The sequence below is a fragment of the Cryocola sp. 340MFSha3.1 genome (assembly GCF_000383315.1).
In the GTDB taxonomy this organism is placed as follows: Bacteria; Actinomycetota; Actinomycetes; order Actinomycetales; family Microbacteriaceae; genus Leifsonia.
The window spans coordinates 1,173,669-1,186,593 of sequence record NZ_KB911088.1 but is presented as its reverse complement, the minus strand read 5'-3'; the positions used below and the strand labels follow the sequence as shown (position 1 = coordinate 1,186,593).

12 protein-coding genes are annotated in these 12,925 nt (G+C 69.8%); 7 read left to right on the top strand and 5 right to left on the bottom strand.

Annotated features, from left to right (window positions below; genetic code table 11):
• Nucleotides 1-17: 17 nt before the first annotated feature.
• Nucleotides 18-1,547 carry a DUF7059 domain-containing protein gene (locus tag H284_RS0116815; RefSeq protein WP_020077145.1) on the bottom strand — a complete coding sequence of 510 codons (1,530 nt, stop codon included), beginning with the start codon at nucleotides 1,545-1,547 and terminating at the stop codon, nucleotides 18-20.
• A gap of 31 nt (nucleotides 1,548-1,578) precedes the next feature.
• Here H284_RS0116815 and H284_RS0116810 point away from each other — a divergent pair, with 31 nt between their 5' ends.
• From H284_RS0116810 to H284_RS0116790, 5 genes are all read left to right on the top strand, one after another.
• Nucleotides 1,579-1,854, top strand: coding sequence for an acylphosphatase (locus tag H284_RS0116810; RefSeq protein ID WP_039731519.1), 276 nt, complete (start codon nucleotides 1,579-1,581; stop codon nucleotides 1,852-1,854).
• Between the two features lie 124 nt (nucleotides 1,855-1,978).
• Nucleotides 1,979-2,872 (top strand): aminodeoxychorismate lyase, encoded by an 894-nt coding sequence (locus H284_RS0116805; protein WP_020077143.1) that lies wholly within the window; start codon nucleotides 1,979-1,981, stop codon nucleotides 2,870-2,872.
• A gap of 143 nt (nucleotides 2,873-3,015) precedes the next feature.
• Complete coding sequence (locus H284_RS0116800) at nucleotides 3,016-3,351, top strand: hypothetical protein (protein ID WP_020077142.1); 336 nt, start codon at nucleotides 3,016-3,018, stop codon at nucleotides 3,349-3,351.
• A gap of 13 nt (nucleotides 3,352-3,364) precedes the next feature.
• Complete coding sequence (locus H284_RS0116795) at nucleotides 3,365-3,976, top strand: dihydrofolate reductase family protein (RefSeq protein ID WP_018191665.1); 612 nt, start codon at nucleotides 3,365-3,367, stop codon at nucleotides 3,974-3,976.
• 124 nt (nucleotides 3,977-4,100) lie between these two features.
• On the top strand, nucleotides 4,101-5,678 hold the full coding sequence (locus H284_RS0116790) for an FAD-binding oxidoreductase (RefSeq protein ID WP_020077141.1): 1,578 nt from the start codon (nucleotides 4,101-4,103) through the stop codon (nucleotides 5,676-5,678).
• A gap of 38 nt (nucleotides 5,679-5,716) precedes the next feature.
• Here H284_RS0116790 and H284_RS0116785 read toward each other — a convergent pair whose 3' ends face one another.
• The 3 genes from H284_RS0116785 to H284_RS0116775 form a co-directional block, all read right to left on the bottom strand.
• A complete protein-coding gene (locus tag H284_RS0116785) occupies nucleotides 5,717-7,594 on the bottom strand; it encodes a thioredoxin domain-containing protein (protein WP_020077140.1) in 1,878 nt (625 codons plus the stop codon).
• A 72-nt stretch (nucleotides 7,595-7,666) separates the two neighbouring features.
• Nucleotides 7,667-8,077, bottom strand: coding sequence for a hypothetical protein (locus tag H284_RS0116780; RefSeq protein WP_018191668.1), 411 nt, complete (start codon nucleotides 8,075-8,077; stop codon nucleotides 7,667-7,669).
• A gap of 58 nt (nucleotides 8,078-8,135) precedes the next feature.
• Nucleotides 8,136-8,969, bottom strand: coding sequence for an aldo/keto reductase (locus tag H284_RS0116775; protein ID WP_020077139.1), 834 nt, complete (start codon nucleotides 8,967-8,969; stop codon nucleotides 8,136-8,138).
• Between the two features lie 106 nt (nucleotides 8,970-9,075).
• On the opposite strand from H284_RS0116775, the gene H284_RS0116770 reads away from it, so the two are divergent.
• On the top strand, nucleotides 9,076-10,719 hold the full coding sequence (locus H284_RS0116770; RefSeq protein ID WP_020077138.1) for a C2 family cysteine protease: 1,644 nt from the start codon (nucleotides 9,076-9,078) through the stop codon (nucleotides 10,717-10,719).
• The gene (locus tag H284_RS0116765; RefSeq protein ID WP_020077137.1) at nucleotides 10,716-11,267 is read left to right on the top strand and encodes a hypothetical protein; all 552 of its coding nucleotides are present in this window, start codon (nucleotides 10,716-10,718) and stop codon (nucleotides 11,265-11,267) included. Before H284_RS0116770 ends, H284_RS0116765 begins: the two co-directional genes overlap by 4 nt.
• A 28-nt stretch (nucleotides 11,268-11,295) precedes the next feature.
• Here the strand turns inward: H284_RS0116765 and H284_RS0116760 are convergent, their stop codons facing one another.
• Nucleotides 11,296-12,894, bottom strand: coding sequence for a long-chain-fatty-acid--CoA ligase (locus tag H284_RS0116760; RefSeq protein ID WP_020077136.1), 1,599 nt, complete (start codon nucleotides 12,892-12,894; stop codon nucleotides 11,296-11,298).
• Nucleotides 12,895-12,925: the final 31 nt, after the last annotated feature.

The window sequence follows — 12,925 nt, the reverse complement described above, 5'->3', positions numbered from 1 at the left end:
GGGGAGGCGCCAGCGCGTCACGCGCGCAGGAAGCCGTCGACGAGCATGCCCCGGACGGCCGGCAGAAGGTCAGCGAGGAGCGCATCGTCGTCGACCTCCAGCAGCTGCGCCAGCGCCGCAGCGATCGCCGCGACGGACAGCTCGCCGTCGCACGCGCCGACCAGCGCGGCGAGTCCGGTGTCGGCCGACACCGTCCGCCCGAACCCTCCACCCTGCCGGAGCAGGATCGCCGTCGGTGCGTCGGCGCCCGGCCAGAGATGCCGCTCCTCCGTCACGTCGCCGGCGACCACCGGTCGCAAGCGGCCGAGCTCGTCGTCCGTCAGTGCGGCCTGCAGATCATGCGCTGCCAGCGCCTCGCCCAGGTGCACGCCGAGCCCTGCCTCGTTGGCGCCGAGCGAACCGTGCAGCCTCTCGAACCGGCGCAGCGTCGGCACGCCCGCCGACCGACGGAGCAGCAGGTAACCGAACCCGACCGAGCGCACATCGCGGGCCTCGAAGTCGTCGAGCCACGCGCCGAGCAGCCGCTCGAACTCCGGGGTGCCCGGGCGGGTGCCGCCGTCGCGGATCCACGTCTCCGAGTACCGCACCGCGTCCTCGACGTCGCGCTCGATGACCCAGGCGTCGACCGGGACGGGGGACGCATCCACCCAGTCGCGCACACGCAGGAGACCATCACCGGTGCCGCGGTACTCCCAGTTGCCGAGCAGCTGCGCGACCCCGGCGGGCTGGAGGTGCTCGCCGCATCCGCTCACGAAGGAGGCCACCAGCCCGTCGCCGACCATGCCGCCGTCGCGATACTCGTAGGCGGGCACACCCTCCGCTCGCGGCGTGATGACGAACGGCGGATTGGACACGATGTGGTCGAAGCGCTCGCCGGCGACCGGCTCGAACATGCTCCCGAGCCGCAGCTCGACGCCGTCGATCTCGTTGAGCGCGAGGTTCAGCGCCGCCAGGCGGAGGGCGCGCGGCGAGATGTCGGTCGCGACGACCCGGCGGGCGTGGCGTGCGGCGTGCATCGCCTGGATGCCGCATCCCGTCCCGAGGTCGAGCGCGCTGTCGACGGGGGTCTGCAGCATCAGTCCGCTGAGGGTGAGGGATGCGCCGCCGACGCCGAGCACATGGTCCTCGGGCAGCGCGTGGCCGAGGGCGAGCTCGCCGAGGTCGGAGACGATCCACCACTCGGCCGGGCCCGCCGCATCCACGAAGCCGTAGGGCCGGAGGTCGACCGCCGACGCGACCGTATCGCCCTCGACGGTGACGAGTTCGAGGCCGAGCGCACCGTCGATCCCGAGCTCGGGGAGGGCTTCGGCGACCTCGTCGCGCGGGACCGGCCGGCCGAGCACGAACAGTCGGGCGAGCGTAGCCAGCGCCGACGGACCGCGGCGTCGCAGCGCCCGCTCCGCCGGGACGCGCTGCCCGCGGTGCAGGGCGTCTGCCGCCTCCTCGCCCCAGAGGTCGGTCAGCGCGTCGACCGTGAGGCCGGCGCGGATCAGGTCGGACCGGAGGTGGGGGATGCGTTCGGCGGCCGGGACGGCGGGTGCGCTCATCCTTCCATTGAAGCAGGGGCAGAATGGGGCTGTGATCCGCAAGAGAGCGATCGTGTCCGGGGGCGTGCAGGGCGTCGGGTTCCGCTGGGGTGCGCGGGAGGCCGCGCAGCGCCTCGGCGTGACCGGATGGGCGGGCAATCGCCTCGACGGAACGGTCGAGGCCGAGATCGAGGGGACGCCGGAGCAGGTCGACGGGATGCTCGACTGGCTGCGCACCGGCCCGCCGGGCGCATCGGTCTCCAACGTCGCCGTCTCCGACCTCCCCCTCGCCCACGACGACGCCTTCCGCATCCACGAAACCCACTGACCCCCACCGTCGAGTCCGCAAACTTTGCACGTGACACGCCGCGGCGGTGTGCAAAAATCGCGGACTCGACGGTGGGCGGAGGCGCGGGAGGGATCGACGGAGAGGCGCGGGGCAGAATAGGGGCATGACGCGCGCGACACTGCTGACCATCACCACGCCGACCGGGACTCCGGAGGCCGGCGATCCCGGATTCGTGGTGTCCGACTTCGACGCGCCGCAGGTGCGCGTCACCGACCTGTCGGTCACCCGCGGCGACGGCGTCTTCGAGACGATCGCCGTCATCGCCGGCCACCCGCAGGCGCTCGAACCGCACCTCGCGCGACTGGCGCACTCCGCCGCGCTGCTCGACCTCCCGGCCCCGGCGCTCGACGTCTGGCGCGAGGCCGTACGCGCTGGCGTCGCCGACTACCTGACCCGCAACGGCGACCGGGATGCGGAGCTCTACGCCAAGCTCATCTACAGCCGCGGGATCGAGGGCTCTGGCGTCCCGAGCGGCTGGCTGTTCGTGGATCTGGGCGAGGACTTCTCGCGGGCCCGCCTCGGCATCCGGGTGGTCACCCTCGATCGCGGGTACCGCCACGACGTCGCCGAGACGTCGCCCTGGCTGCTCGCCGGCGCGAAGACGCTGTCGTACGCGATCAACCGCGCCGCGCAGCGCGAGGCGGTCCGCCGCGGGGCCGACGACGTGCTCTTCGTCAGCAGCGACGGCTACGCACTCGAGGGCCCCACCTCGAACGTCGTGACCCTCACCGACGGCGTCGTCCGCACGCCGAACACCGACCAGGGCATCCTCGCCGGGACCACGCAGGCGGCCGTCTTCGACTTCTTCGAGAGCCGCGGTCTGCGGACGGAGTTCGCTCCCATGACCCTCGACGACGTGACCGCCGCCGACGCCCTCTGGCTGGTGTCGAGCGTCCGCCAAGCAGCTCCCGTCACGCACCTGGACGAGCGCGAGTACCCGGTGAATGCGGCCCTCACCGCTGCGCTGAACGCCTACCTCCTCGCTCGCACCGAGTGACATCGCGCGACACGTAGACCCTTCGTTGCACCCCGATTGGCGTGGTGTCGCCGGCACCGCCTAGGCTGTTCCCACTGCGCGGGCGATGGGGCCGGCGCGGCGGGCGAACGACCCGTCCACGACCCGGGGAAGGAGGGTGCGAGATGACCGAACCGGTGCCGCGCAGCATCGAGCTGCTCCGCCAGCAGGCGCGCGACGAGCTGTCCGCGATCATCGAGCACCGCTGCCGTGCCGGGGAGGATCCGTGGCAGTTCATCCCCGATCTGCCGAGTGTCGACGAGCAGGTCGTCATCGGCCTCCGCGCCGCCGCGATCGAGGCGTTCGACCTCGCCGACGAGCAGTCCCGCGCACACCATCCCTCGGCCGGGCGCGATGTGTTCGCCCGCTTCGAGTACGGGGTGCTGCGCCGGATCGCCCTGGAGCATCCCGAACTCAGCGAAGCGGTCTGGGGGATGCTCGACAAGGTCGAGCGCGCCTGACTACTCTTCCCGCATGGGAATCGTCACCGCCGACATCGCCATCTCGCTCGACGGCTTCGCGGCCGGCCCCGACCAGTCGCTGGAGCAGCCGCTGGGCGGTGGAGCGGCCAACCGCCTGCACGCGTGGATGTTCGAGTACGCCGACGCGCACGCGGAGGAGATCGACGCCATCACCGCGGCGGGCGCCTACGTGATGGGACGCAAGATGTTCGGCCCGGTGCGGAACGAGTGGCCCACCCCGGACGAGCCGCTCGGCGACTGGATCGGGTGGTGGGGCGAGGAGCCGCCGTATCACGCGCCGGTGTTCGTGCTCACGCACTACGCCCGCGACCCGCTGGAGCTGACCGGGACCACGTTCCGGTTCGTCACCGACGGCATCCACTCGGCGGTCGAGCAGGCGCGAGAGATCGCCGGGGATGCGGACGTCGCCATCGCCGGCGGCGCCGAGACCCTCAATCAGGCGCTGTGGGCGGGGATCGTCGACGAGCTGCGGCTGCACATCGCTCCCGTCACCCTCGGCGCGGGTGAGCGTGTCTTCGACCGTGTGCCTTCGCTCGAGTTGGAGCTGCTGCGCGAGCGCGTGACCCCCGAGGTCGCGCACCTCACCTATCGCGTGCGCCGCTGAGAGGGCGGTCACCGGGCGCGCATACCCGCCCGGGATGCCGCTCGCACCTCATCAGGTTTAAACGCCCGATCCGGTCATGTTCGCGCGTCCGTCTCCGTCGGTTAAGGCGAGGGATGGAGTCGACATGGACCGGAGAACACTGCTCCGCACCGGATTCGGTGCGGCGATCGGCGCGGGGCTGGGCCTCTCGCCCACGACGATGGCGCACTCGGCGCCGGAGGCGGCGGCCTTCGGCGGTGACGGCCCCGATCTCGAGGAGCTCCGTCGAGCCCTCTCCCGGCCCGACTACCTCCTGATCCCCGGCCAGCCGCGGTACGAGCAGCTCGCGCCTCCGTTCAACCGCCAATTCGCCTCCGTCCGCCCGTTGGCGATCGTCACGCCGCGCAGTCCTGCCGACATCGCGGCGTGCGTCCGCTGGGCCGTGCGCAACGGCGTGCCGATCACGCCGCGCAGCGGGCTCGGCCACAACTACGCCGGGTTCTCGACCACCGGCGGCCTGCTGCTGGTGCTCTCGCTGATGACGGATGTGGTCTGGCGGGATGACGCCCGCGCGTCCGCGCCGGTCGTCGGCTACTCGACGGGCACGATGACGAAGAAAGCGGGAACCCTCTTGGTGGAGGCCGGTGTCACCAACGGCATGCTGCATCCCCAGCTGGAACGGGGCAACATCGTCCTCCCGACCGGTCGATGCAGCAGTGTCGGGGTTGCCGGGCTCGTGCTCGGCGGAGGCATCGGATTCAGCGACAAGATGGCGGGGCTCACCTGCGACCGGTTGGTGGAGACCCGGCTGATCGGGGCCGACGGCGAGTGGATCACGTGCAGCGAGAAGGAGAACGCCGACCTCTTCTGGGCGGTGCGCGGTGGAGCGGGCGACAACTTCGGCATCCATTTCGATTTCACCCTCGACTACGACAAATACCACGGGACGGTCGCCTTCTACCGCTTCAGCTGGAGCATCGACACGGCGGTGGATGCGGCCGTCGCGCTCCAGCGCGCGTGCGCCGACGCCTTCCGCGACCCACGGCTGCACATGCGCATCGGCCTGGGGACGTCCGGCACGTCAGCCCAACAGGTTCGCGCCAACGCTTCGGTGACGGCCATCGGGCAGTTCTATGGCAGCGCCCGTGAGCTGCGCGATCTGCTCGCCTCCGCGCTACGACTCGGCACGTCGTCGGAGCAGGCGACCAACGCGGCGAGCATCCGCGACGTCACCCTGGCCGAGGCGAGCGAACTGCTCAACGAGGATGTCGCGCCCGCTCCGTTCACGGGAGCATCGGCCGTGCTGACCGAGCCGCTTCCCGGCGAACGGATAGCCGCCGTCCGCGACCACCTGCTGACCTGGCCGGGCAGTTCCAACCCAGACGGCGTCGACATCGCCCTCTTCGCGCTGGGCGGCGCCGTGAACGACGTCGCCGCGGAAGCGACGGCATACGTCCACCGCGATGCCCTGTTCATCGCGCAGTTCAACGTCAACTGGTCGGAGCGCGATCCGGCGTCGAGCCTGCGGGTGCACCGCGAGTGGCTGGACGGTCTGACCGCCCTGGTTCCGTCGACGCGCGCCTACCAGAACTTCCCGGATCCGTATCTGCGAGATCCGCAGCAGGCCTATTACGGGCGCAACTACGCGCGGCTGCGAGCGGTCAAGTCCGCCTACGACCCGAGCGGCGTCTTCGGGTACGCCCAGGGCATCGCACCGCAATGATCCCGTCCGGTCGGAGGTTCCCGGTTGCGAGCCGGCTGCTACAACGCCGCCGCGTCCGTCACGGGCAGACGGCAGACGAAGTCGCGGCAGAGATACGCAGTCGGCAGGCTGTCGCGAGTGACGCGCCCCTCGAACAGCTCGAACCCGTCCGCGGCCAGGTCGATCGCATCCTGTTCGGTCACCAGAGCGATCAGCGGTGCCGGATGCCGCCGCGCGGCCTGCACGAGCCCTCCGGTATCCGCGCCCACCGATCCTGCGCCGACGCCCGCACCGCCCGTCTCCGGCCGCACCACGACGAGCTGCTCGGGCTCCTCCCCCAGGCGGGACATCAGCGTGAGCGACGCCCCGAAGCCGCTCGGCACCTGGGGCGCCTGCGCGGCGACCATCCGCATCGCCTCCCGTGCAGCCCGCTCGTACTTCCGCTCCCCCGACAGCAGGTAGAGCGTGTGCGCCGCCGCGGCGGTCGCGCTCAGACCCGAGGGATACGCGCCCTCGCTCGGGTCGACGCGCACGGCCAGCCCGGTCGCGGCCAACACCGGGTCGCCTCCGCCCGGGGTCTCGAACGGGCACGTCCCCTCGCCTGCCGCATCCAGGCACAGGTCCACCAGGTCGCGCGCCGCCGCCGCGTAGCGCGCTCCGCCGCCGGCGAGCGCCAGCTCCAGGAGGCCGCCGGCGAGCCCGCCGTAGTCCTCGAGGGTCGCCTCCGCGTCGCTGGCCCGGCCGCCGAGGGAGGCGCGGAGCAGCAGCCCGTCCGGCCGCCGGTGGCGGGTCAGCAGCATGTCGGCTGCCTCCCCCGCCGCCGCGATCCAGGCCGGTCGGTCGAGGATGCGACCGGCTCGCGCGAGGGCGCCGATCGCGAAGCCGTTCCACCCGGTCAGCACCTTGCCGTCAACGGCCGGCGGTTCCAGCCTGGCGCGCTCCTCCGGCGGGACCGTGTAGTAGGTGCCCTCGACCCGCGCGCCGTCGATCACGCTCTCGGAGTCCTGCGCCGAGGCGAAGCCTCCGGCCGGACGCCGCAGCACCGCCAGCAGGAACGCGGCGACCCCGTCGGCCGTCCGCTCCGCCCAGGCGGCGCCGCCCTGCTGCCACGCGGTGGCGTACGCGTCGAGCAGCAGCGCGTTGTCGTAGAGCATCCGTTCGTAGTGCGGGTCGCTCCAGTCGCGGCGGGTGGCGTACCGGAAGAAGCCGCCGTCGACCGGGTCGCGGAGTGGGGAGGCGGCCATGCGCTCCAGGGTCCGGTGCCCCAGTTCGCGCCCGGACGGCCGGGCGAGCAGAAAGCCAAGGACCGGCGCGACGGGGAACTTCGGCGCCGTCCCGAAGCCGCCGTACTGCGGGTCCTCCGCCTGCGCGAGCCGCTCGACAGCCGCGTCGAGGGCTCGGTCGTCGGGCAGGTCGGCGACCGCCGTCGCGGCTGCGGCCGCAGCGGTCATCGCCTCGCCGACCCGCGCGGCGTCCGACTCCACGGCGTCCCGGCGGTTCATCCACGCGTCGGCGACGGCGTCGAGCACCTGACGGAACGACGCGCGGCCGCCGATCGGCTCGGGCGGGAAGTAGGTCCCCGCGAAGAACGCGCGGCCTTCCGGTGTGGCGAACACCGTCAGCGGCCAGCCCAGGTTGTCGGTGAAGGCGCTCGCGGCGGAGAGGTAGGCCGCATCCACCTCGGGATGCTCCTCCCGGTCGACCTTGATCGCCACGTACCGCGCGTTCAGTTCGCCGGCGGCGATCGGATCGCTGAAGCTCTCGCGTGCCATGACGTGGCACCAGTGGCAGGTGGCGTATCCGATGGAGATCAGCACGGGCACATCCCGCCGCCGCGCCTCCGCGAACGCCTCGGCGCCCCACGGGAACCAGTCGACCGGGTTGGACGCGTGAGCGCGCAGGTAGGGGCTGACCGCGTCCGCGAGCCGATTCACCATGGGCTCACCCTACGACCCGGGCGCGGGAACGGAAGCCCTCGACGCCGCCAGACAGCAGCCGTACGGATGCGGTCAGGCCGGCCGATCCATCCCGTGCAGCCGCACGGACGAGTTGAGGTAGAACGCGGCGAGCACCGCGTAGGTCAGGCAGGAGACGGCCGGGATGAAGGCCCCCTCCGGGCGGCTGGCCAGGGCGCCGACGCCGGAGATGAACGCCAGGATCACCAGCGCTCCGCCGATCCAGAACCCGGCTGCGGGACGGGCGGTCGCGCGCCACCAGGGCCGCGGATCGGTGCGGTTCTCGCCGGCGCCGCGGAAGCAGCGCACCCCGACGATGACGTACGCCACGTTCAGGGCGGCGACGATCAGCACGTCGAGCGTGGCGTTGACGAGGTTCGCGATGATGAACCCGTTCACCAGCAGGATGAACGCGAAGACGCCGACGACGTAGGCGATCTTCCCCGTGACCGACGTGATCCTCACCCGTCGAGCCTAGCCGGGAGCGCCGACACGAATGGGCCGCACGCTCCCGGCCGGCCGATCAGTTGACCTCGTCCGGGTGCGCGCTGACGCGTCCCTCGCGCTCGAGCGAGCTGATCGCGGCGACCTCGTCGGAGCTCAGCTCGAAGTCGAACACGTCGAAGTTCTCGGCCATGCGCTCTCGGCGGTTCGACTTCGGGAAGACGATGTTCCCGGTCTGCAGGTGCCAGCGGATGACGACCTGCGCCGGCGTCTTGCCGTGCGCCTCGGCGGCCTGCGACACCTCGGGAGTCTCGAACAGCGGGTACTTGCCCTGGCCGAGCGGACCCCACGCCTCGATCGCGATGCCGTGCTCGCGGGAGAACGCGGTCACCTCCGGCTGCTGGTGCGCCGGGTGCAGCTCGATCTGGTTGACGGCCGGGACCACGTCCGTGTTGGCGAGCAGCTTCTCCAGGTGCGGGACCAGGAAGTTGGACACGCCGATCGCCTTCGCGCGGCCCGACGCGTAGATCTTCTCGAGCGACTTCCACGCCTGCACGAAGGTGTCCTTCTGCGGCGTCGGCCAGTGGATGAGGTACAGGTCGACGTAGTCGAGGCCGAGCTTGCCGAGCGACTCGTCGAAGGCCGCCTCCGCGTCGGTCTGGCGGTCGTTCCACAGCTTGGTGGTGATGAAGAGCTCGTCGCGCGGGATGCCGGCGGACGCGATCGCCTGGCCGACGCCCTCCTCGTTGCCGTAGGTGGCGGCGGTGTCGATGTGGCGGTAGCCGACCTCGAGAGCGTCGGTCACGATCCGGGTGGTCTCATCCGGATCGACCTTGAAGACGCCGAAGCCGAGCTGCGGGATGGTCGTCCCATTGTTCAGGGTCAGGAGCGGAGTATTTGCGTTTGCAACCATATCCGCCACGGTACCAGCGTCAGGCGACGCACGCGCGGGCGATACCTCTATTCTGTAGGTACTCACATATCGATTTGTATTTCAGAGAGTTCGAGGAGGGCGAGCTATGCCCGGGTTGATCTACGATCCGACCGATTCACGCAGCGTGATGGATGCGTTGACGTCCAATCTTGCGGCTGCCCGATCCACGCTCGGTACGACCTCCCGGGCCACCCGACAGCTGGTCGCCGCCATGGCTCCAGGCGGACCGCTGTCCGGCAAGGCCTACACTGCGGCCGGACAGCTGTTTTCGCGAGGCATCGCTCCTCGCCTCGCGACGGAGAACGCGAAGCTCGACGCGATCCAGGCCGACCTCGACACATACACCGTCGCGGACGCCAAGGTCTCTCGTCTGGGCGTGCTGGACGAAGACGCGCTGAACATCCAACTCACCGCGACACAACGACAACGGGACGCGACGGAGCGGCTGGTGGAGACGAATCGCGCGGTGGCGACTGCGACGTCCGTGATTCCCGGATTGAGCGACGCGCTGCAGTTGGTCAACGACCGGTTAGAACTCGTCCTGAATCAGCTCGAGCGCGACGTCCGCGAGCTGGAAGACAGGCTGAAAGCACTCCATACGTTCGATTCGGACACCCGCGGACTGTTCGCACAGCAGTTCCACCCACAGCCGGTGACCACTGCAACGCCAGCCGGATCGAAACCGAACCACTCAGCCGAGCAGGTCATCCAGGAACTGACCATGCAGTTCCTTCGCGGCGCGAGTCCCGCCGATTGGGTCGCGTGGGCCAAGAAGAACGGCTACAGCCCCCAGGACCTGGTCAACCTGATCAAGAAGATGACCCCGCAACAGCGGGACCGGCTCACAGACCTCCTCGCCGGGATGGGACCCGACCGGTACGGGCTGGCATCGTGGCTGTTCAGCGGTACCAAACGCGGCGATGTGGATTGGCTGCACGACCACTTTCCCGAGCTGGAGCCCGGGCTCATCGACGGCACACGGTGGAAGCAGTGGTCCGACATCGATGTCACCGGCAGGTTCTCTCCCGAAGACATCAATCAGGGCGCCGTGAACGACTGCTGGTGGATCGGCACCCTCGCCGCATACGCCAATAGCCCCGAAGGCGAGAAGTGGCTGAAGGACCACATCCGCGCCAATCCCAACGGGACCTTCACCGTCACCCTGTATGTCGACGGGAAGCCGGTCGAAGTCACCGTTACCGACCGCTTCCCCAGCGAGGACGACAACGCCGCCGGGACCGGGTTCTGGGATGAGCGGGACAAGAAAGTACCGAATTGGGCATCGATCTATGAGAAGGCCCGCGCAGCGCTCCCGGACACCGGCTCGTACGACAACCTCAGCGGCGGCTGGTCGGTCGTGAACCCGAACTTCGGGTCCGGCGGTGCCATGGGCACACTTACCGGCGACCAGGCACGCTGGATCACCCCCAGCGACCCCATAACCCGCCTCCCCCTCCCGGGATACCAACTCTCGGACCTGCGTAAAGACCTCTTCGACGGCCGCCCGGTCACGGTCACCACCTACATCAGCGGCCGCGCCGACATGGTCGACTTCCACCAGTACACCGTCACCAGCGTCAATCCCGACGGCACCGTCACCCTCCGAAACCCCTGGGGACCCAACATGTCCGATTCCAAGGGCGTTCCCAAACCGGAATACCTGCACCTCACCTTCGATGAAATGCAACGAGCCGGCTTCTACCTCAACATCGGAGCACCGATTAAATGACCGACCAGACCACCACTCCTGCCCGTAGGCGCGGGTGGATCGTCACCGCAATCGTGCTGGGCGTCCTGATCACGACCGGAGCCGTCGTCAACGCCTTCCTTGCCCCGCCCCCGAAGCCAGCGGGCACGAACAACGTCGTCACCGGCGATTTTCAACGCGCGGAATACCCGAACGTCCCCTCGCACGAGCAATACACCTACTCCGAGGCCGTCGACAGATGTCAGCTGAGCGTCGGGACTTATGGTGCATGGGAGTGGACCGAGGACTCTATTCGCCTCCGATTCGATCTGAAGACCCTTTCGATCAGGCCTGATTATGATCCCAGCAGCATTAGCCAGGACAGCCCATTCGAAGACAGCTGGCCCAACCGCACGATCTTCAATCAAATGGTGAAGGTCGGCCACAGCTACCGGTTCGGTCCCGCCACCGTGAAAGTCCTCCAGGTCTGGAACTCCCCCATCCCCCAGTACCGGCGCGCCTACCTCAAGGTCACCTTCGACGAATCCCAAGTCCTCTGCCCACCGCCGAAGACGTACACGGCCGGCTGACCCGGGTACCCACCGGGCCGCCACGACCTCAGCCGGATGCGCCCGAGGTCGACACCTCCGTGATCGACGCCCCCTCCCCCTCGAACCGCGCCACCAGCTCGCGCTTCAGCACCTTCCCGCTCGGCCCGAGCGGCAGCGCCTCGAGGATCTCCACGCGCCGCGGGTACTTGTACGCCGCCACCCGCTCGCGCGCGAACACGAGCAGCTCGTCGACCTCCACCTCGCCGCCGGGCATCAGCGTCACCGCCGCCATGATCTCCTGCCCGTGCGTCTCGTGCGTCACCCCGAAAACGGCCACCATAGCGACAGCCGGATGCGCGGACAGCACCTCCTCGACCTCGCGCGGGTACACGTTGTAGCCGTTGCGGACGATCATGTCCTTCTTGCGATCGACGATCGTGATGTAGTCGTCGTCGCTCTTCGTGCCGAGGTCGCCGGTGCGGAACCAGCCGTCGACGACCGCCTCCGCATTCGCCTCCGGGAGGTTGAGGTAGCCCTTCATCAGGTTGTGTCCGCGCACCACGATCTCGCCGAGCTCGCCGCGCGGGAGCAGCTGGATGCGGTCATCCACCTCCGCGTCGGCGATCTCCACATCCACGCCCCAGATGGGCGTTCCGACCGTGCCCACGCGGGTCGGCCGTCCGCGGTGGTTGAAGGAGGCGACCGGCGACGTCTCGGTGAGGCCGTAGCCTTCGTGCACGTCGATGCCGTACACCTCTTTCATGCGCTCGATCACGGCGACGGGGATGGCCGCGCCGCCGCTCATCCCGTACCGGAGCGGCGGACGGTCGGGGTTGGTCTTCGCGGCCTCCAGCAGTGCGATGTACATCGTCGGAACCCCGGTCATGACGGTGCAGGCGTGCTGGTTCATCAGCTGCAGGGCGGTGGCGCCGTCGAACTTCGGCACGAGCACGACGGCCGCGCCCGCGCGGAATCCCATGTTCATCACGCAGGTCTGCCCGAACGTGTGGAACAGCGGCAGGCAGCCGAGGATGCGATCCTCCGGCTCCAGGTCGAGCGTGCCGGAGAGCAGCACGTTCACCTGCTCGACCAGCGAGAAGTGGCATCCCTCCGCGCCCTTCGGCTTGCCGGTCGTCCCGCTCGTGTAGAGGATCGTCGCGGTGTCGAACGGGTCGCGCGGCACGTATGTGTCGACGGGCTCGGCGTCGGCGGCGAGCTCCTCCAGGCGCGGGAACGGCGCCTGTTCGTACATCTCGTCCGGCACCAGCACCGACACCGTCGGGACGCCGGCGAGCGCGGCCCCACGCGCGCCCTCCGCGAGCAGCGGCGCGGCGCAGATCAGCAGAGACGCCCCGGAGTCGCGCAGCACGTACGCGATCTCGTCGGCCTTGAGCAGCGCGTGCACGGGCACGACCACCGCGCCGAGGGCCAGGACGGCGTAGTACGACCGCGGGAAGTCGGGCACGTTCGGCAGCATCAGCGCCACCTTGTCGCCCGGCCCGACGCCCAGCCCCTTCAGCGCTCCGGCGTAGGCGCGGGTCTGATCCCACAGCTCGCTGTAGCGAATTTCCTGCCCCGCGAAGATCAGGGCGACGTTGTCGGGCATCCGATGCGCCGTCTCCGCCAGGATGCTCGCGACAGACATGGTCGCATAGCCGTGACTCATGGGTTCTCCTCGTCTCCATTGACGCCGGACC